Here is an 18,483-nt window from a genome sequence, read left to right on the forward strand (position 1 = left end):
CGGGATGGATCTGACTGCCAAACAGCTGGCCCGCTGCGCCCTGCTGGCGGCGATGGCGCTGGCGCTGAGTTATCTGGAGGGGCTCTTCCCCCTGGCCCTGGCCATCCCCATCCCCGGCGTGAAGCTGGGCCTGGCCAACATCGTGACGGTCTTCGCCCTCTATGCCCTGGGGAGCGGGGCGGCGCTGGAGATCCTGCTGGCCCGGTGCTTCCTGGGCTCCCTGTTCGCCGGGAACATGAATGCGCTGATCTTCTCCCTGCTGGGGGGGCTGAGCGCCCTGGGGGCCATGGCCCTGCTCTCCCGCCGGCCGGGACTGTCCGTCTACGGCGTCTCCATCGGCGGCGCGGCGGCCCACAACTGCGGGCAGATCCTCGCCGCCCTGCTGACCCTGGGCAGTACCGCTCCCCTCTATTATTTGCCTGTTTTGCTGGCGGTATCCCTGCTCACCGGCGGTTTGACCGGGCTGGCCTCCGCCTGCCTCTTCCAGGGGCTGCGGCACACCGATCTGATGAAAGGCTGACACATGGACAAGAAGGACAAAAAGGACGAGATCATCCTCCAGCAGCTGGAGGTCATCCAGACCCTGACGGAGCACAACCTCCGCCGGATGGGCACGGATTTCTGGGGGCCGGCGCCGCAGGCCCCGAAGGCGCCGCCCGCGCCGGCGCCGCAGGCGGGAGGGACGCCGGGCGCGCCGGGATCGCCGAAAGCGGCGGGAGCCGCCCCCGGCGGCGAGGACGGCGCGGCGGAGGAGGCCCTCCCCCCGCCGGAGGCGCTGGAGGACCTGAAAAAGGAGCTGGACGGCTACGTCGGCCTGGCCGCCGTGAAGAAGGAGGTCCGGGACCTGATCGACCTGGTGAAGATCCACCAGCTCCGGGAGCGGAACGGCCTGCCGGTGGCGGAGCTGTCCCTCCACATGGTCTTCTCGGGCAGCCCCGGCACCGGCAAGACCACCATCGCCCGCCTCATGGCCCGGATCTACCGCTCCCTGGGCATCCTCTCCAAGGGCCAGCTCGTCGAGGTGGACCGGAGCGGCCTCGTGGCGGGCTACGTGGGCCAGACGGCCCTCAAGACCGGCAAGGCCATCGAGAAGGCCCTGGGCGGCGTGCTGTTCATCGACGAGGCTTACGCACTCAACGGCTCCTCCGGCAACGACTTCGGCCAGGAGGCCATCGACACCATCCTCAAGGCCATGGAGGACCACCGCCGCGATCTCGTGGTCATCGCCGCCGGGTACGACGATCTGATGGACCGCTTCATCCACTCCAACCCCGGCCTGGAGTCCCGGTTCAACCGCTTCCTCCATTTCGAGGACTACAGCCCGGAGGAGCTGCTGGCGATCTTCAAGATGCGCTGTGAGAAGGGCTGCTACGAGCTGGAGGAGGACGCCGCCGGACTGATGCGGGACTTCCTCCGGGAGGAGGGGCAAGATCCGGAGTCCTTCGGCAACGCGCGGGGCGTGCGGAACGTCTTCGAGCGCGTGCTGGTCTGCCAGGCGAACCGGCTGGCGGGCCTGGAGACCGTCACGCGGGAGGACCTGATGAAGCTGACGGCGGAGGACGTGCTGGCCGCCCGGGGCCGGGGGGCCCCCCGGCCGGAGGGGGACGGCGGGAGATGAGGACAGCGAAGCTCTTCCTCGCCGGGATGTATGTCCACCTGGTCCTCAGCGTCGCCGTCCCCATCGGCATCCTCTATCTCGGCTGGGGGATCGGCTGGAACGGCACGAACGCCGGCCTGCTGCTGTTTTATATCGCCGTGCTTGGCCTGGTCCTGCTCCTGGGCTGGGTCAGCGCCGGGGCGGCGGTCTCCGCCTATCGCCGGGACGATCTGCGGCGGCTCCTCTCCGGCTGGCGGACGCTGAAGCTGGGGGCCATCCCCTTCTACATCCTCAATTCCCTCTGGAGCTCCTTCGTCTGGGGCTCCATCGTGGCGGCGTCCCGGGGGATCTTCATCATCCTGGTCCCGATCCCCATCTGCGTCACCTGGCTGACGATCGTCCAAAGCGGGATCACCGGCTGGCTGGCGATCCGGACCCTCCGGGAGAGGGGGGAGGACGTCGCCGTCCTCCACAGCGTCTGCCAGTTCCTCCCGGTGCTGGACGTCCTCAGCACCCTGCTCCTGCTCCGGCGGGAGGGCGCGGGACGCGCGAAGACGGACGAACGCTGATATCCCCGGAGGTGTCCTATGCTGAAACGATCCCTTTGCCTGTTGCTGGCCCTGGCCCTGCTGTCCGGCCCGGCGGCGCTGGCGGTGAGGTGGGAGCGCCCCATATCGAGCTGTCCCGATACGGCTTACGCCGACATGCTCCCCGTCACCCCCTTCGAAGAGGACGGCCTCCAGGCCGCCCTGAAAGAGCTGGAGGGCATCTGCTCCCGCCACAGCCGCGGCCGGGGCGGCGAGCCGTCCCGCCGGCGGGCCGGCGTCCTCTACCAACAGATCTTGTCGGAGCTGGACGTGCTCATCACCAAGGCCAACCTCGCCGGCGTCCAATACGACGCCAGCGGCGGGGCCGAGGCGGAGGCGGCGCTGTACCGGGAGCTCTCCGCCCAGCAGACCCGGCTCTACGACCGGTGCTATCAGGTCCTGGCCGTCCTGGCCGCCTCCCCTTATGGGGACATCCTGGACGACGACGCCGGAGCCGGCGCGGCGGAGAGCCTTTTGGGCTACCGGGGCCTGACGGAGGAGGAAGCCGCCCTCTATGAGGAGGAGGATCTGCTGGTCCAGACCTACGATCAGATCATGAGCAAGGGCGTCCCCGTGCTGGCGGCGGGCGGTATTTGGACGGAGGACACCTTGCAGAGCGCCGACGTGGACGCGGAGACCTATCAGACCGTCCGGGAGGCCCTGGACAAGGAGCGGGCCCGCGCCGCCGGGGAGATCTTCCGCCAGCTGGTCCGGCTGCGGACGCAGTCCGCCGCTCAGGCCGGGTATGACAGCTACGCCGATCACGCCTACGAGGCCCTCTATACCCGGGACTACAGCCTGGAGGAAGTGGAGCCCCTGCGGGAGGCGGCGAAGCGGTATCTGCTCCCCCTCCAGCTGCGGCTGCTGGAGGACATCTCCGACCAGGATCTCCGGGCCCTCAGCGTCCGGAGCCGGAAGAGCGGCGAGGAGATCCTGGACGCGATCGCACCCTTCCTCGAAAGCTTCGACCGGGAGATGGCGGATACCTTCGCCTACATGCGGAGGAACCACCTCTACGACATCGAGTACGGCGAGGCGAAGCTCCCCACCGGGTACACCGTGGCCCTCCCGGCCTACGGCAGCGCCTTCATCTTCAACAGCCCTTACGGGGACTATCAGGACCTCAGCGACATGGTCCACGAGTTCGGCCATTTCCACGAGACGATCCACAGCACCCGGCACGACCTCTGGACAGACTTCAACATCGACGTGGGGGAGATCGACTCCCAGGCGCTGGAGCTGATGTTCACCGGCAGCGCCGATGAGCTCTTCGGCGAGCGGTACGGGGCGGTGTATGAGGAGGTCATCCTCTATAACATCCTGGACGCCGTCCTGGACGGCTGTCTCTACGACGAGTTCCAGGCAGCGGCCTACGACGATCCGGGGCTGAGCGTAGAGGAGCTGGACCGCATCTTCAAGGAGCTGTCGGAGGAGTACGGCTATTCCTACGACAGCGGCGTAGAGGCGGATCCGTCCTGGGTGGAGAACGCCCATACCTTCCAAAACCCCATGTATTTCATCAGCTACGCCACCTCCGCCCTGTCTGCCCTGGATCTGTGGTTCCTCTACCTGGACGCCCCCCGGCAGGGCCGGGAGACCTATCTGGAGCTGTCCGCCCTGTCCCTCTCCCTGCCGTACCGGGCGGCGGTGGAGGAGGTGGGGCTTCGGGACATCTTCGATCCGGAGACGATCCCGGCGCTGGCGGAGCAGCTGGAGGCCCATCTGGATGGGGAGGCCCCTGCCTCCCGGCGGGGCGCGCCCTATCGGGCGGCGTCCGCCGTCATGATCTTCGCCGCCGTGGTCTTCATCCTCCTTTGCGTGGCGGCGGTGGTCCGCTGCACCCGCTTCCTGAACAGGAACGATGGCTGGAAGGAACTTGCCAAGCCCCGGAAGGACCGGAGGGGAGAGGATCCGCCGGGGGAGCCCTGGGATGCCAGACAGGAAAGACCGCCCTGGGAATTTTGAGGAGAGCCGCCCGAACGGGCGGCTTTCAGCCTGTCGAAAAAGTAGAGAGAACTACATCGACGGGAAGGAAGAGAGTTACGAGAGGGACCCAGGAAGGGTCCCTTTCGTTTTTGATGAATAAGTTTTCAGAACTTTTTGAACGTTCTGAAAACTTGCTCAGGCTGTCGAAAAGACTTTTTCGACAGCCTGAGAGCCGCCCGAACGGGCGGCTTTTTCCCTGTCCCCTGAAGAAGATCGCCCTCCTTCCTCGTATCCTATAGCGGGGCTTGACTTTTGAGGGAGTCAGGTGTATCATTGTATTATTGCATTAGTTTAATGGAGGGAAGCACTATGAAACGTCTGAAGACCTTGGTCCGCCGGACCGCCGGGCTCTGCCTGGCCGTGCTCCTGACCGTCCCGGCCCTGGCGGCGGAGCCGCTGGACCCGGCGAAACGGCAGGAGGATCTGGATATCCTCTATGAGGAGGTCCTGATGAAGGGCCATCCCAATGCGTTTGCCAACGCCTCGGAAGCGGAGTTCCTGACGCTGAAGGCGGAGATCGAGGGGCGGCTGGAGACCGTGAGCGACACGGAGTTCCTGCTGGACCTGATGCGTCTGACGGCGCTGGTGGGAGACTCCCATACCTCGATCTCCGTGGGGAGCGCGGCGGCGTTCCGGGCCTATCCCTTCGCCCTGGTCCGGACGGGGACGGGCTATGGGGAGCGCTGGTATCTCTCCGCCGTGCCTTCGGAGCATGAGGCCCTGCTGTGCCAGGAGGTCACGGCGCTGGCGGGGGAGCCGGTGGGGGACGTGATCGACGCCTTCGGGACGCTGTTCTCCGCCGACAACCCGGTGCACCTCAAGCGGCAGTTCCGCCAGGCCTGCAACGTGGCGGATATCTACGAATACCTGGGGCTGGTGGAGGCCGGGGAGCCCCTGACCATCGCCCTGAAAAACGGGGAGTCCCTCACGCTGGAGCCCATGGGCATGGAGGAGATGGGGGAGCTGGGGGCCGCAAGGCTCTCCGACCGGGTCGAGGGCACGCCGGAGACGGCGGCGCAGGACGTCTGTTACTTCTCCAAGCCTCTTTCGGAGGAGGTGTACTACATCCAGTACAACGTCTGCCGGGAGGACGAGGACCTGCCCATGGAGGAGTTCGCCGCCCAGGTGGCCAAGGACCTGGAGGAGGGGGGCTATTGGCGGGTGCTGCTGGACCTCCGATACAACGGCGGCGGGTCCGACGGCGTGATTTGGCCCCTGCTCGAGGTCCTGCGGAAGGAGATGGACGACGAAGACGGCCTGGAGCTGGTGGGCCTGATCGGTGAGCGGACCTTCTCCTCGGCCCTCATCAACGCCGTGGAGATCCAGGAGATGGGCGGCGTGCTGGCGGGGGAGCCCACCGGGGGCAGCGTCTGCCACTTCGGCGCGGTGCGGACCTTCTCCCTGCCGAACTCCAAGGTCCGGGGACAGGTGTCCAGCAAGTACATCGACCTGAACACGCTGCTGGACGCGGCGGCGGGCCGGGGCGTGGTGTCCCTGGAGCCGGATGAGCCCCTCACCCAGCCGCTGGAGCATACGCTGAACGGAACGGACAGCGTGGTGGAACACATGCTGACCCGCAAGACCTATGTCCCCCGCCTCCCCATCGACGGCGCGCCCCTGACCCGGGGCCGGTTCATCGGCCAGCTCTACGAGGCGGCGGGGAGCCCGGACGTGGAGGTCGGGGAGGCGCTCCCCTTTGCCGACAGCTTCGGCATCGAGTGGTATCTCCCCGCCCTGGCCTGGGCCAAGGAGAACGGCATCGCCAAAGGATACGCGGACGGGACCTTCTCCGCCGCGAAGCCCCTCACCTGGCGGGAAGCGGCGGTGTTCCTGGGCCGGGCGGCGGGGGCGCTGGGCCTGTCGCCGGATCCGGCAGCGGACCGCTCCGGCCCCGTCCCGGCGGCGCTGGCCCAGGGCGGGGACCGGGACGCTGCGGCGGCGGCCTGGGATCTGGGCCTCCTGCCAGCGGAGGCCGGCTCCGATCAGGGCCTCACCAGGGCCCAGGGCGAGGCGCTGGCGGAGCGGCTGGGAAGCGCGATCGGGTAAGCGCTTGGGCCGGACGCGCCTCCCCGGATCTTGCCGCGAGGGAGCGTCCGCCGAGACGAAGGCTCCAGTGAAGGAAGGGCAGGAAAGCAAGGAAAACTTCCTGTCGAAAAAGGAGAGGAAACTACATCGACGGGAAGGAAGAGCGTTACGAGAGGGACCCAGGAAGGGTCCCTTTCGTTTTTGATAAAAAAGTTTTCCGAACTTTTTTGAACGTCCTGAAAACTTGCTCAGCCTGTCGAAAAGACGTTTTCGACAGGCTGAGGGCTCCCAGGCCGGCCTGGGAGCCCTTTTTTGCCGAACGATCCCCGCGGCCGATCCCTGCGCCGGTCATGGCGGGACGCGGGCGGGCCTGGACGCTCATACGCCGGCCGATCTGTCCGACAGCCGCACGGAGATCATGGACGCCGCGTTCTCCTCCACCGCGTTGAGGATGAACCCGGCCAGATCGCAGGCGTAGAAATCCCCCTCCGTCTCCAGGCCCTGCGCGTGGATGCAGCGCTCGAGGGCGGCATAACCGGCGGAGATGTCCCATCGTCCCCGGCAGCAGAGATACAGATACCTCCCGGCGGGCTTCTCCCTGTGATAGGGGAAGTCCGCCTCTTCTTTGATTCGGGTATAGAGATGGCTGATCGGGCCCGGTCCGCCCCGGTCCCCCGGCGGATGGATGGCCCCCAGCTGGAAGTCGGTCTGTATCCCATACTGCCCGCACAGCGCCCGGCACCGCTCCAGCACGGCGATCAGCCGCTCATCCTCGCCGGCCGCCGGGGCCATTAGTCCCTCCAGCTCCTCCGCGGGGACCGCCAGCAGGTGCTCTCGCTCGAACCAGGCGGCCTGAGGGACCATGTCGGGCACCGCCCCGGATCCCAGGCTGCGCAGGGCGCTGGAGAGCACGAACTCCATATGCTCCAGCTTCTTCCGCTCCGCGGTCAGGCGCGCCTCCTGTTCCCGCAGCAGCTCCAGGGTCTCGGCGGCGTCGTGCCCCCGCAGGCAGCGGCGGATCTCCTCCAGCGGCGTCCCCGTCTGGCGGAAGATGGAGATGGCGTAAAAATCGTAGAACTGCGCGACGTCGTAGTAAAAATAACGGTTGGCCCCCTGGTGGGCCGGGAGCAGGAGCCCCACGTCTTTATAGTGCCGCAGGGTCTCCTTGGTCGTGCCGCACAGAGCGGCGAAGGCCCCGGAGGTCAGCCAGCCGGTCCCCTGTTCCAAAAAACTCCGCCTCCTTTTTGAAAAATACCGCTTGACTGCGTGGCGGCCACACGGTCTATGATACCTCTTGCCGGGCATGATCGCAAGCGCCGGGCGCAAAATAAGGAAAAACAGGAGGCTGACAGGATGGATCTTGGATGCAGCAGCTTTTCATGGACGACGAAGGACGGACGGCACCTTTTGGGGCGGACCTATGACCAGTTCGGGGACCTGGCGGCGAACCGGGTGATCGGCGTCCCCCCGGGGATCCCCAGCTCCCCGAGCCTCCGCCCGGAGGGCGGCGGCGCGCCGGGCAGGTACGGCTATACCGGCATGGCGGTGCTGGGCTTCGGGGAGCCGATCCTGGTGGACGGCGTGAACGCCGCGGGCCTGATGGGGGCGCTCCTCCACTACCCGGAGTATGCGGCCTATCCCAAGGAGCCAAAGGCAGGGACGGCGGCGGTCCACCCGGGCCGTCTGCTGGCCTGGCTGCTCAGCCGGTGCGCCGGTGTGGAGGAGGCCGTCGAGGCGATGGGAGGCATCACCCTGGTGGACGAGCCGATCGAGGGCAAGCCCCTGCCCGCCCACTATATCCTCAGCGACAAGACCGGCGAGGCCGTCATCCTCGAGCCGGACGAGGGCGGCCTGTCCGTCCACCGGGACACCGTCGGGGTGCTGGCCAACAGCCCCGATTACCTGTGGCACCGGACCAACCTGCGGAACTTCGTGGGGGTCACCAACCTGCCCAAGGCCCCCCGGACCGTTGCCGGCCACGAGATCCGGGAGTTCGGCGAGCGGCTGGGGGGCGGCTCCGGCCTGCCGGGGGATTACTCCTCGCCCTCCCGCTTCGTGCGGCTGGCTTTCCTGAAGGAGTTCGCCGTCCGGGGGAGGGACGAGGTGGACGGGGTCTCCCGGATGTTCCGGGCCTTTGCGGCCGTGGACATCCCCGAGGGGCTCGCCAAGGCCGACCCGGACTACGACGTGTACGAGCAGACCCTCTGCACCAGCGTCATGTGCGCCGAGAGCGGCGTTTACTATTTCGCCCCCGCCTGGGACCGGCGCATCTCCGCGGTCCGGCTCCCGGCCCAGGGGCAGGAGATGCGGTACTTCAGCCTGGGGGACCGCCAGGATATCGACTACCGGAACTAGGAGGGCGGCATGACTACCAAACTGGACGCGTATCACCGGCCGGTCACCGGCCGGAACATCCTGCGCTTCGCCTTCCCCACCATCGTCATGACGGTGTTCAATACCTTCTACACCATGGTGGACGGGCTGTTCGTCTCCAACCTGATCGGGATGGAGGCCCTGTCCGCCATCAACCTCACCGCGCCCGCGATCGCCCTGATCACGGCGGTATCCGGGATGCTGGCCACCGGCGGCAGCGCCGTGGTGATGAAAAAGATGGGGGAACACCGGGAACAGGAGGCCCGGCAGGACTTCACCCTGCTGATCGTGACCAACGCCGTCGTGGGCGCGGCGATGATGGCCCTGGGCTATGGCCTGATGGACACCCTGCTGGGGTCCATGGGCCTCTCCCCGGCGGTGTCCGGCTACTGCCGCACCTATCTGAGCGATTATCTGCTCTTCACCATCCCTATCCTGCTCATGTATAACTTCTCCCTCTACCTGATCGCCGCCGACAAGTCCACCCTGTCCCTGATCTGCACCGTGGCGGGGGGCGTGAGCAACATCGTCCTGGACTACGTCCTGATCGCCCTGTTCGATTTGGGCATCCGGGGCGCGGCCATCGCCACCGGCCTGGGGTACTCCATCACTGCCGTGGTGGGCTTCCTGGTGTTCCGGAGACAGGACGGCCTGCTCCACTTTGAAAGGCCGGTCTTCCGCGGGAGCGTGCTGTTCCGCGCCTCCACCAACGGCCTGTCGGAGCTGGCCACCTCCCTGGTGTCCGGCATCACCACGCTGCTGTTCAACCTGGCGATGCTGAAGTATGTGGGGGAGGACGGCGTGGCGGCCATCACCATCATCATGTATGTACTTATGTTCGTCAGCGCCCTGTTCATCGGCTACTCCTACGGCGTGGCCCCCATGATCAGCTATTACCACGGGGAGCAGGACCACGGGAAGCTGAAAAAGCTGGTGGGGTTCAGCGTGCGCTTCATCATTGGGACCTCCGTCCTGTGTACGGCGGTCTCCATCCTGGCCGCCGTCCCCCTTGTGGGCATCTTCACCCGGCCGGACAGCCCGGTGTATGCGCTGGCGGTGACGGGGGACCGGCTGTGCTCCGTCGCGCTGCTGTTCGTGGGGCTGAACGTCTTTGCCAGCGGGATGTTCACCGCCCTGTCCAACGGGGTGGTGTCCGCGGTGCTGGCCTTCTCCCGGTCCTTCCTGTTCACCGCTGCCAGTATCCAGATCATGCCCGTCCTGCTGGGCGGCGTCACCGGCGTGTGGCTGGCGACGCCGGCGGCGGAGCTGCTGGGGGCGGTCATGGCGGCGGCGCTGCTGCTGAGATACCGGGGGCGGTATGGGTATTGAGCGGGACGCCCCAACGGCGGCGGGCCGTGCCGGTTTTCCGGACCGGCGGGGGCGTTTCGTGACCGGTTTGCGACATCCGGTTACGATCGCCCTTGCCGCTCCGCTTGGTGTATGATAATCTGACAGGGGGGAGCGTGGTGATGGACATGATCAGGTTCGCGGTCTGCGACGACGAGCCTTCGATGGCCCAGGAGCTTGCGGACCGTCTCGCGAGCTATATGGAGGAGCGGCGGATCGGGGCTTACTCCGTCAGCCGGTTCTCCGACGGCCGCGCCCTGCTGGAGTCCGGGGGCGGCTTCGATGTGGTCTTCCTGGACATCCGGATGGGAGAGCCGGACGGGATGGAGACGGCCAGAGAGCTGCGCCTGCGGGGCGAGCGCTGTCTGCTGGTCTTCGTGACGGTCCTGAAGGAGCTGGTGTTCGACGCCTTCGAGACCGAGGCGTACGACTACCTGCTCAAGCCCCTGGACGCCGCGCGCTTCCGCCGGACGATGGACCGGGTGCTCCGGACCCTGGGACCGAGGGACGGGGAGGGCATCGTGATCCGGCGGGGGAGCGGCTGTGAGGTCGTCCCGCTGCGCGACATCGTGTATGGCGAGGTGCTGGGCAGGAAGATCTATCTCCATAAGGAGGACGGGACGGTGGCCGACTATTACGGCAGGATGGAGGATCTGGAGCGCCGCGTGGACGGACGCTTTTTCAAATGCCACCGGAGCTATCTGGTGGGCCTGGACTATGTGCGCGGATGCCGGGACGGACAGGTCCTGCTGCCCCGGGGGGAGGTCATCCCGGTCTCCCGCCTGCGGGAGCGGGAGCTGACGCAGGCCCTTTTGCGCCATCTGAAGGAGAGCTGACATGGACTATATCACCCTGGTCCTGGACAGCCTCTGTCTCTTTGTGGGGCATGGCGTGATGCACTTGCTCTTTACCGGCCGCCTCAGCGGGAAGAAGCTGAAGGGATGGTACTTTGCCGCTTATTTCCTCCTCCTGAGCGCGATCCAGGTCATCTCGGACCGCTTCGCCCTTGACGGGATACTCCCCGTAGGCGCGGGCGTCTTGGCGCTCTATGCCCTCAGCCGCTTTGGGATGGGGGTTCAGCGGTCCGTGGCCTGGCTCTCCGCCGTGCTGTCCTACTACATCTCACAGCTTTCCTTCGGGATCGTCAACTCCGTGGAGGCGGCCTTCTTCCCCCGTTTCATCGGGAGCCCGCTGTTCTATCCGCTGCTTTTGGCGGCACAGCTCCTTTTCTTTGCGCTGTGCGCCGGCTGCTATCATGCTGTCTTGAAGCTCCTGGCCTGGACGGAGGTCATCCGGACGCCCTATATCGGACTCGTGCTGTTCCCCGGGCTCTTCTTCTTTGCCGCGGAGCTGTATATCCTCCAGACCGCCTACAGCTTTTTTGACCCCACCATTTCTCTGGAGGAGATCGGGAAGCACGGTACGCTGCTGCTCCTGCAAGTCATGGGGCTGGCGGCGCTGCTGTGCACCCTGTACGCCTACCGCCAGCTCTGCCGGGGCTTCCAGGCCCAGGCGGAGCTGCGGTCGCTGGCCCAGGCGGCCCACGCGCAGAAGGTCTATCTCGCCGAGGCCCAGGCGCGCTATGAGCAGACGAGATCCTTCCGCCACGACATCAAGGACCATTTGTCCGTGCTGGACGGCCTGCTCAAGGGCGGGAGGGCGGACGAGAGCAGGGCGTACCTGAAAAAGCTGGAGGCCGCCTCGGACGCGCTGTCCTTCCCCTGCCAGACCGGCGACCCGGTGGTGGACATCCTGCTGGGGGAGAAGCTGGGTCTGGCGAAGGGGATCGAGGCCGAGGTGTCCCTGGTCCTGCCCAAGCCCTGCGGGATCGACGAGCTGGATCTGTGCGTGCTCTTCGCCAACGCCCTGAACAACGCCATCGCCGCCTGCCGCGGGAGCGCCGGGGACAAGGTCATCCGCATCGGCGGGAAGCGGCAGGGGGAGCTCTATATGCTGACGTTCGAGAACACCTGCTCCGACGGGCCGCTGCCCCCGGCGGGGACCGGGCTTTCCAACATCAAGGCGGTGGCGGAAAAATATCATGGGGCGGTGCTGACGGAGAAGAGCGGAGGATGGTTCTATTTGAGCGTGCTGCTGGACATCGGAGCGCCGGAAGAGCAGTGAGGGCTTCACCGACGGGGAAGAGGAGGCGAAGGGGCCCTTCCCGGGCCCCTCTCGCAGCGCGATTCCTTCCCGCCGATGAAGGTCTCCTGCCTTTTTTGGCACTCCGAGACGAAAGGGGCCCCTCCCGGGCCCCTTTCGTCTTCGATATCGCGTCTCCGCGGCGGCGAGGGCTTGGCGGTCCGGCCCGTCATTCGAAGATGAAGAGCTCTTCGATCGGGGCCTCCACCGCCCGGGAGATGTCGATCGCCAGCTTCAGGGAGGGGTTGTACTGCGCCTTTTCCAGGCGCATGATCGTCTCCCTGCGGACCCCTACCTGCGCCGCCAGCTGCTCCTGGGTCAGGTCTTTCAGCTGCCGGTATTTTTTCAGCCTGCACTCGAATGCCGCCATGCCTCATCCCTCGCCTTCGTCCGTCCAATCGTCGTGGTCGTAACGGTACAGCAGATATCCCGGGAGGAACATGCCCAGGGCCAGGGTCAGGGAGAGCACGACGATCGCGGCGATCAGAGTATGCTCCAGACTGCCGAACAGCTTCCCCTGGCAGAGGACGGCCAGCGCGGTCAAGGTGAGGCCGAAGGTGGTCTTGTACGCGGCCAGCTGGGCGCGGGCGGCGTTCTCGCGGAAGCGTTCGTCCATGAAGGTCCCGGACATCTTCCCCTCGTAGAAAAAGGCGAAAAACCCGAAGAACAGGAAGAACGCGAAGGGGGCAACGACGCCGCTGGAGGAGTAGGTCCAAAAGCCGGTGAAGCCCAGGAAGCCCAGCAGGCCCAGGGCCCCCAGCCTGGGGTCGATCCTGCGGACCGTATCCGCCCCGGCGGATGCCTTCCGCCATCTCCAGGCGCGGAGGAGCAGGACGAGGGACAAAGAGCCGATATAAATGCAGGTGAGCGAGACGGATAGGATCATGGGCAGGTCCTTCGGGCGGAAGACGTAGCTCCCAAAGTCCATCGGGGCGACCAGGCGGGAGTCGTTGAACGTGACAGAATGCCAGACGGAGAGCAGCGTGGCGGCGAGGCAAAAGATCCCGCCGCCGACCCAGATCGTTGCATGGTGCTTTTTCATAGAGACCTCCAAATGATGAGATATATTTATCTCTTGATGGGATAAATATATCACTTCCGATCCTGGGTGTCAATAGGGGATGAGCGATATTTGCCGCTTTTTTCTTGGGAGCGTCCGCCGCCCCCTCCGGCGGGGAGCAGCCCGGCGGATGGGGCGCCCGCGGCGGCGGACGCGGGGCATCTCATGACATCCAGAGCGCAGTTCGATACAAAAGCCTTGAAGCGGCGCGTCCCCATCCGTAGACTGGTAGGAGACGGGACGATCAGTCCGGGATCTGCAAGAAGGAGGAGATACGAGCATGAACGTACAGATGATGGAAGGGCTCCTGGGCACGAGTTCGAACCTCAAGCTGGCCGGTACGCCGATGAGCGTCTATCGCCAGGCCAGCGCCGAGGGCGACACGGAGAAGATGAGACGGGCGCTGGGCTATACCGGCGAGTGCACGGAAAAGGCGGCCAAGTACCAGGAAGAGCTGGACGAGGGTATGGAGGCGGAGGCGCAGGCCGCGCGGGAAAAGGCGAAGCTGGAGCGGGAAGCCGCCATCGAAAGACGCCGGGAGGAGCGCGAGCGGGCGGAGAGCGCGGAGGAGCCGGAGCGCCCCTCGAAGACCGATCGGGTCCAGATCAGCGAGGAGGCGGAAGCGGCGCTGGAAAAGGAGCCCGTGGAGGCCGCGGTGCCGATCGGCGGCGGTCCGGTCATTTACACGCCGGACGGCGGGACCGCCGCCGCCCCGGCGGAGCCCGAGGCCGCGGTCTCGTTCACCGCATGAGATCTTGAGGAGGGATGACGTATGATGCCGATCGGCAGCGTAGGCATGAGCGCAGTACGGCCCGTGAAAACGGTGGAGGAGACGCAGGGAGCGGCCGGGATCCGGAGACCTGAGGAGGAGGCCCAGGGCCGTCCGCGGAGGCCCGCGATGGACGTGTATGCCCCGGAGGAAAAGCGGGAGCCCTGCGGCCGCTACTGGATGGGCAGGGATGAGGACGGCCAGCCCAAGGTCTGTTTCGACGATCCGGAGCGGGCGGGCGCGCCCCAAGGACCGGGAGCCGCCTCCGGCGCGAAGGAGCCGGACGCCCCCGGAGCGGGCGGGCCCGGGCAGGCGCAGGGGGCGAAGGGACCGAAGGGGAAACAGGGGAAGGAGGAGCGCTGCGTCGGCGACACCGGCAAGGTGGACCGTGAGATCGAGCGGCTGAAAAAGGAGCGGCGGGAACTGGAGGAGCGGCTCGGCACGGAGACCGACGAGGCCAGGATCGAGGATCTGGAACGGCGGCTGGCCCAGGTGGAGCGCGAGCTGAGCCGGAAGGACAACGACGCTTACCGGAAGCAGCATTCCACCTTCACGCAGCTCTCCTGACCCGATCGCCGGGCGGCGCTTGAAAACGCGGGGCCCTGAGCAGCCCCGGCGAAGCGGACGCAGGCACGGACAAAAACAAGGAGCCGCCCGGCATAGCCGGGCGGCTCTTTATCGTGCTCACAGATCCTTGAACAGTTCCCTGCTGGGTTCCAGGTATCCCAGGTCGTCCGGACGGCCGGTGAGCTGGCGGAGGTTCGCCGCCGCCGTGCGCTTCTTGCCCATCGCCGCCTTCTGGAGCTTCTCGAGCCCGCCTTCCATGGGCTCTTTGAACTCCAGGACGCCCTTCTCCCGGGCCAGGTCCAAAAGCCGCTGGCCCTTCTCGGAACGGACGATGATCTGGTTCCAGCCCTTGTCCACGTCCCAGCCGTCCGCGCTCCGCGCTCCGCCGACGGACAGATCCGCGAACTCCGCCGTCATATCCGCGCAGTACCGGCAGCCGGAGCGGACCAGCGGCGTCACTTCGTCCAGGTCCACGGAGACCGTCTCCCCCTCCTCCCGGAGCTCCAGGGAGTGATACTTGCTGGGGGGGATGTCCATGTGGGACACCTTCGCCGGGTCGGCGTGCGCCGCCGTCAGGGCGTTCAGCCCGTCCCAGTCCAGGCCCCATCCGCAGAACAGGCCGAAGACCATGCCGATGTTCCCGGATCGGTCCTCCTCCTCCGGCAGGGGGTATGCCTTCATCTTATAGACCGCCAGGGTCTTGCAGGGCGTGCCCACCACGCCGATGCTGTGATACCGGTCCTCCTTGAGGGCCCGGTTCAGCACCGCCAGCGTGGGCGGCACCTGGAAGCTGCTGCCGGAGCAGGAGCGGACCTCCTCCGCCGTCGCCGCCAGGACGCCCTCCGGGGCGAGCCCGCCCCGGGAGCGGGTCAGGACCGCCGCGTCGATGAAGCCCTCCACCAGGGCCAGCTCCACCAGGGCGGTCATGCTGCCGCCGTGCTGGGCGCTGGCGCGGATGCTCTCGTCCGCGGCGCGGGCCAGGTACAGCCCCCGGAAGGGACCGATCTGCGGCAGGATGGTCTCCGCCGGGAAGGACTGCCTGCGCAGCGCGTCCAGATCCGTGGGCATCCGGGGGCAGAAACGCTGGCAGCGCCCGTCCCGGCGCTCACAGTCGAAGAAGCAGACGGTCCGCCCGTCCACACTGCCCCAGTAAGGGCACAGGCCCTGACAGGCCCCGCAGCCGGTGCACAGGCCCGGGCGGAGGACCTGGGTGTCTAACGCGATCGTACTTAACATCGTCTCCTCCTCCTTACACCAGCACCTGGGAGAACCCGAAGAGGTCCAGCCGGATCTCCTCCGCGTCCTCCGGGACGTAGTCCCCCAGCGCGTGGTCCATGCCGCACAGGTGCTCCTGATAGAGACAGCGCCAGCCGGCCTTCCGCCGGTCCACGAACCCCCGCTCCTGGAGCAGCGCCGTCAGGGCGGAGAACCGGGTGTCGCGGGGGAGCTCCAGCGTCAGCTCCGCCTTGGTATCGGGATGGTGGAAATGCGCTTGGATCGTCTTCATCCGACAGCGCCCCCTTTCTTCGCGGCCTCGCGGCCCATGGCGAAGGCCCGCCGGTTCAGCTCCAGCACTGCGCCCTGGAAGCGCTGGGCCAGGATCTTCTCCAGGTCCCCGCCGCTCAGCGGGGCGGCGGGCAGTTCGCTGAACGCGCCCAGCAGGGCGATGTTGGCGGCCTTGGAGTCCCCGGCCTCCATGGCGATGTCCGCCGCCGGGACGGCCAGCGCCGCGCTGGACAGGGCGCGGATCTCCGCCTCCAGCTCCTCCAGCGGCGGATAGGTCTGGACGCCCTGGAGGACGCCCAGGGGATAGACGGGCCGGGGATCGTAGACGGTGACGGTATCCGCCCCGGCGTACTTCCGGGCGATGCGCAGGGTCTCCAGGGGCTCGAAGCCGATGATGATATGGGCCTCCCCGGCGGGGATCAGCACGCTGGGGTCCCACTTCTCGGACACCCGGACGTGGCTCATGACCGAGCCGCCCCGCTGGGACGCGCCGTAGGTCTCGCCCACGGCCACCTTGCAGCCCCGGTCGCACATGGCGCTGCCCAGGATCTCGGCGGCCAGCACGTTGCCCTGCCCGCCGATGCCGCAGACCACGATGTTCAGAGGGTCGTATTTCAGCTTCACGCCTCGTCACCTCTCTCCACTTTGATGGCCCCGCTGGGGCACAGCTTGGCGCACACGCCGCAGCCCACGCAGGTGACCGGGTCGATCAGCGCCTTGTTTTTTTGGAAGTCCCAGGTGTTGCCCGGGCAGCCCCAGACGCGGGAACAGTATTTGTCGCACCCGCAGCCGTCCCCCAGGCACACGTCCTGGTCCACGTAGACCCGGACGGGCTTCCGGCTCCGCTCCTTGGCCATCAGCGTGGCGCAGGGCTGGCGCATGATGAGGACGTTCATCCCCGGCTCGTCCAGCATCCGGCGGAGGACCTTCTCCGCCTCCGTCACGTCGAAGGGGTCCGCCACTTCCACTTTACAGCCCACGGCGTCCAGGATCTTCGGGATGTCCATGGCCTTCACCCGGTCCCCCATGGCGGTGAGGCCGGTGCCCGGATGGGGCTGGAAGCCGGTCATGGCCGTGGCGGAGTTGTCCAGGACGATGAGGAGCATGTTGGCGTTGTGATACGTGGCGTTCACCAGGCCGGGCAGGATGGTGTGGAAGAAGGTGGAGTCGCCGCACATGGTGACCACCTTCTGGTCCAGGCCGTAGTTGGTCAGTTGGCCCAGGCCCTCGGCCACGCTGACGCCGGAGCCCATGCAGTTGCAGGTCTGCCAGGCGTACTGCCCGGCGGACTGGCCCGCCATGAAGTAGCAGCCGATGTCGCCCACCACCACGCCGGGATGCTTCTCCTGCCGCATGGCCCGCTTGAGGAGGTGGAAGGTCGCCCGGTGGGGGCAGCCGGCGCAGAAGCTCATCTCCCGGACGGGCAGCTCCAGCCCGCTGGCGGGCCGCGCCTCCGGCGACGCCGCGCCGGTGAGGCGGCAGATGGCGCCGGTGACCACGTCCGGGTCCAGCTCGCCCACGGCGGGCAGGGCGCTGCCCCGGCCCAGGAACTCGATCCGCAGGCCCTCCCGGCCCGCCAGGGCCTGGACGGCCTGCTCCAGGAAGGGATCCACTTCCTCCAGGATCAGGACGGTCTCCGCCGTGCGGAGCCGCTGCGCTATGTACCGCTCCGGCAGGGGCCAGAGGGTCCCGAGGGACAAAAAGCCGGTCTCCTGCTCCTTCCCCAGGCGGCGGAGGGCCTCCTGCCCGTAGAGCCGCCCGGTGCCTCCGGCGATGATGAGCCGCTTCGGGTGCTCGGGGCCCTGGTAGTGGTTGCAGGGGCTGTCCTCGAAGCGCTCGCGGAGCGCCTCCAGCTTCTGCAGGGCCGGGCCGTGCATGTAGGAGACGCAGACCATCCGGTCCCATTCCCGCACCCGCTCCAGGGGGCGGGGGGCTTCCGGCAGGGGGCCCAGGACCACGTTGCCCCGGCCGTGGCACACCCGGGTGGTCACCCGGATCAGCACCAGCTGGCCCACCTCCTCGCTGAGCGCGAAGGCGTAGGGGATCATGTCCTTGGCCTCCTGCATCGTGGTGGGCTCCAGCAGGGGGATGCCGGCGGACATCGCCTGCCAGCGGGAATCGAACTCATTGGTGCTGGAGTGGGCGCTGGGGTCGTCGCTGGAGACGATCACCAGCCCGCCCTTCACGCCGGCCTGGGCGGCGCAGTGCAGCGCGTCCGCCACGCACAAAAGGCCGTTCTGCTTCACCACGCACAGCGCTCGGCCGTTGGCCAGGGAGGCGCCGGTGCAGGCCTGCAGGGCGCAGACCTCGTTGGTGGACCACTCCGCGTAGAAGCCCCGCTCCCGGGCGATCTTGCCCAGCATCCCCAGGACCTGGGAGGAGGGGGAGCCGGGATAGGAGGCGGCGAAGTTGATCCCGGCCTCCACCGCGCCCCGTACGATGGCCTCGTTGCCCTGCATCAGGCAGACCTGACCGGGAGCATTGGCCGTCATTGTCCATTCCATGTTGCTTGTGTCACCCTCTC

Annotated in this window: 18 protein-coding genes; 11 read left to right on the forward strand and 7 right to left on the reverse strand. The window is 67.1% G+C overall.

Translation table 11 applies throughout. The features are described from left to right. Window positions 1-4 precede the first annotated feature (4 nt). The 5 genes from QZ332_RS01290 (at window position 5) to QZ332_RS01310 (ending at window position 6,216) form a co-directional block, all read left to right on the forward strand. The gene (locus QZ332_RS01290; protein ID WP_295761310.1) at window positions 5-520 is read left to right on the forward strand and encodes a Gx transporter family protein; all 516 of its coding nucleotides are present in this window, start codon (window positions 5-7) and stop codon (window positions 518-520) included. Window positions 521-523: 3 nt separating this feature from the next. Next, window positions 524-1,618 (forward strand): AAA family ATPase, encoded by a 1,095-nt coding sequence (locus QZ332_RS01295; RefSeq protein WP_295761313.1) that lies wholly within the window; start codon window positions 524-526, stop codon window positions 1,616-1,618. Next, window positions 1,615-2,166 carry a DUF6652 family protein gene (locus QZ332_RS01300; RefSeq protein WP_295761316.1) on the forward strand — a complete coding sequence of 184 codons (552 nt, stop codon included), beginning with the start codon at window positions 1,615-1,617 and terminating at the stop codon, window positions 2,164-2,166. The genes QZ332_RS01295 and QZ332_RS01300 overlap by 4 nt, the downstream gene beginning before the upstream one ends. An 18-nt stretch (window positions 2,167-2,184) precedes the next feature. Beyond that, window positions 2,185-4,149: a hypothetical protein gene (locus tag QZ332_RS01305; RefSeq protein ID WP_295761319.1), complete on the forward strand. Its 1,965-nt coding sequence runs from the start codon at window positions 2,185-2,187 to the stop codon at window positions 4,147-4,149. A gap of 330 nt (window positions 4,150-4,479) precedes the next feature. Further along, complete coding sequence (locus QZ332_RS01310; RefSeq protein WP_295761322.1) at window positions 4,480-6,216, forward strand: S-layer homology domain-containing protein; 1,737 nt, start codon at window positions 4,480-4,482, stop codon at window positions 6,214-6,216. A 357-nt stretch (window positions 6,217-6,573) separates the two neighbouring features. Here QZ332_RS01310 and QZ332_RS01315 read toward each other — a convergent pair whose 3' ends face one another. Next, complete coding sequence (locus QZ332_RS01315; RefSeq protein ID WP_295761325.1) at window positions 6,574-7,422, reverse strand: MerR family transcriptional regulator; 849 nt, start codon at window positions 7,420-7,422, stop codon at window positions 6,574-6,576. Between the two features lie 126 nt (window positions 7,423-7,548). Here QZ332_RS01315 and QZ332_RS01320 point away from each other — a divergent pair, with 126 nt between their 5' ends. The 4 genes from QZ332_RS01320 (at window position 7,549) to QZ332_RS01335 (ending at window position 12,039) form a co-directional block, all read left to right on the forward strand. Beyond that, window positions 7,549-8,550: a linear amide C-N hydrolase gene (locus QZ332_RS01320; RefSeq protein WP_295761328.1), complete on the forward strand. Its 1,002-nt coding sequence runs from the start codon at window positions 7,549-7,551 to the stop codon at window positions 8,548-8,550. A gap of 9 nt (window positions 8,551-8,559) precedes the next feature. Beyond that, window positions 8,560-9,897, forward strand: coding sequence for an MATE family efflux transporter (locus QZ332_RS01325; protein WP_295761331.1), 1,338 nt, complete (start codon window positions 8,560-8,562; stop codon window positions 9,895-9,897). A 140-nt stretch (window positions 9,898-10,037) separates the two neighbouring features. Then, a complete protein-coding gene (locus tag QZ332_RS01330; protein ID WP_295761334.1) occupies window positions 10,038-10,751 on the forward strand; it encodes a LytTR family DNA-binding domain-containing protein in 714 nt (237 codons plus the stop codon). 1 nt (window position 10,752) lies between these two features. Continuing rightward, the gene (locus tag QZ332_RS01335; protein ID WP_295761337.1) at window positions 10,753-12,039 is read left to right on the forward strand and encodes a GHKL domain-containing protein; all 1,287 of its coding nucleotides are present in this window, start codon (window positions 10,753-10,755) and stop codon (window positions 12,037-12,039) included. Window positions 12,040-12,226: 187 nt separating this feature from the next. On the opposite strand, the gene QZ332_RS01340 is transcribed toward QZ332_RS01335, so the two are convergent. Both QZ332_RS01340 and QZ332_RS01345 read right to left on the reverse strand, forming a co-directional pair. Continuing rightward, on the reverse strand, window positions 12,227-12,427 hold the full coding sequence (locus tag QZ332_RS01340) for a helix-turn-helix transcriptional regulator (protein ID WP_295761340.1): 201 nt from the start codon (window positions 12,425-12,427) through the stop codon (window positions 12,227-12,229). A gap of 3 nt (window positions 12,428-12,430) precedes the next feature. Next, window positions 12,431-13,099, reverse strand: coding sequence for a DUF3796 domain-containing protein (locus tag QZ332_RS01345; protein WP_295761343.1), 669 nt, complete (start codon window positions 13,097-13,099; stop codon window positions 12,431-12,433). Window positions 13,100-13,397: 298 nt separating this feature from the next. Here QZ332_RS01345 and QZ332_RS01350 point away from each other — a divergent pair, with 298 nt between their 5' ends. Both QZ332_RS01350 and QZ332_RS01355 read left to right on the forward strand, forming a co-directional pair. Next, a complete protein-coding gene (locus QZ332_RS01350) occupies window positions 13,398-13,868 on the forward strand; it encodes a hypothetical protein (protein WP_295761345.1) in 471 nt (156 codons plus the stop codon). 21 nt (window positions 13,869-13,889) lie between these two features. Continuing rightward, window positions 13,890-14,453, forward strand: coding sequence for a hypothetical protein (locus tag QZ332_RS01355; RefSeq protein ID WP_295761348.1), 564 nt, complete (start codon window positions 13,890-13,892; stop codon window positions 14,451-14,453). Between the two features lie 117 nt (window positions 14,454-14,570). Here QZ332_RS01355 and QZ332_RS01360 read toward each other — a convergent pair whose 3' ends face one another. The 4 genes from QZ332_RS01360 to QZ332_RS01375 are packed head-to-tail and all read right to left on the reverse strand — an operon-like array spanning window position 14,571 to window position 18,463. Beyond that, the gene (locus QZ332_RS01360) at window positions 14,571-15,689 is read right to left on the reverse strand and encodes a Coenzyme F420 hydrogenase/dehydrogenase, beta subunit C-terminal domain (RefSeq protein ID WP_295761351.1); all 1,119 of its coding nucleotides are present in this window, start codon (window positions 15,687-15,689) and stop codon (window positions 14,571-14,573) included. Between the two features lie 13 nt (window positions 15,690-15,702). Beyond that, on the reverse strand, window positions 15,703-15,960 hold the full coding sequence (locus QZ332_RS01365; RefSeq protein WP_295761355.1) for a hypothetical protein: 258 nt from the start codon (window positions 15,958-15,960) through the stop codon (window positions 15,703-15,705). After that, on the reverse strand, window positions 15,957-16,583 hold the full coding sequence (locus QZ332_RS01370) for an indolepyruvate oxidoreductase subunit beta (RefSeq protein ID WP_295761358.1): 627 nt from the start codon (window positions 16,581-16,583) through the stop codon (window positions 15,957-15,959). The genes QZ332_RS01365 and QZ332_RS01370 overlap by 4 nt, the downstream gene beginning before the upstream one ends. Then, the gene (locus QZ332_RS01375) at window positions 16,580-18,463 is read right to left on the reverse strand and encodes a thiamine pyrophosphate-dependent enzyme (protein ID WP_295761361.1); all 1,884 of its coding nucleotides are present in this window, start codon (window positions 18,461-18,463) and stop codon (window positions 16,580-16,582) included. The genes QZ332_RS01370 and QZ332_RS01375 overlap by 4 nt, the downstream gene beginning before the upstream one ends. Window positions 18,464-18,483 lie beyond the last annotated feature (20 nt).

It is taken from the genome of uncultured Oscillibacter sp. (genome assembly GCF_910584465.1).
GTDB lineage: Bacteria > Bacillota > Clostridia > Oscillospirales > Oscillospiraceae > Oscillibacter.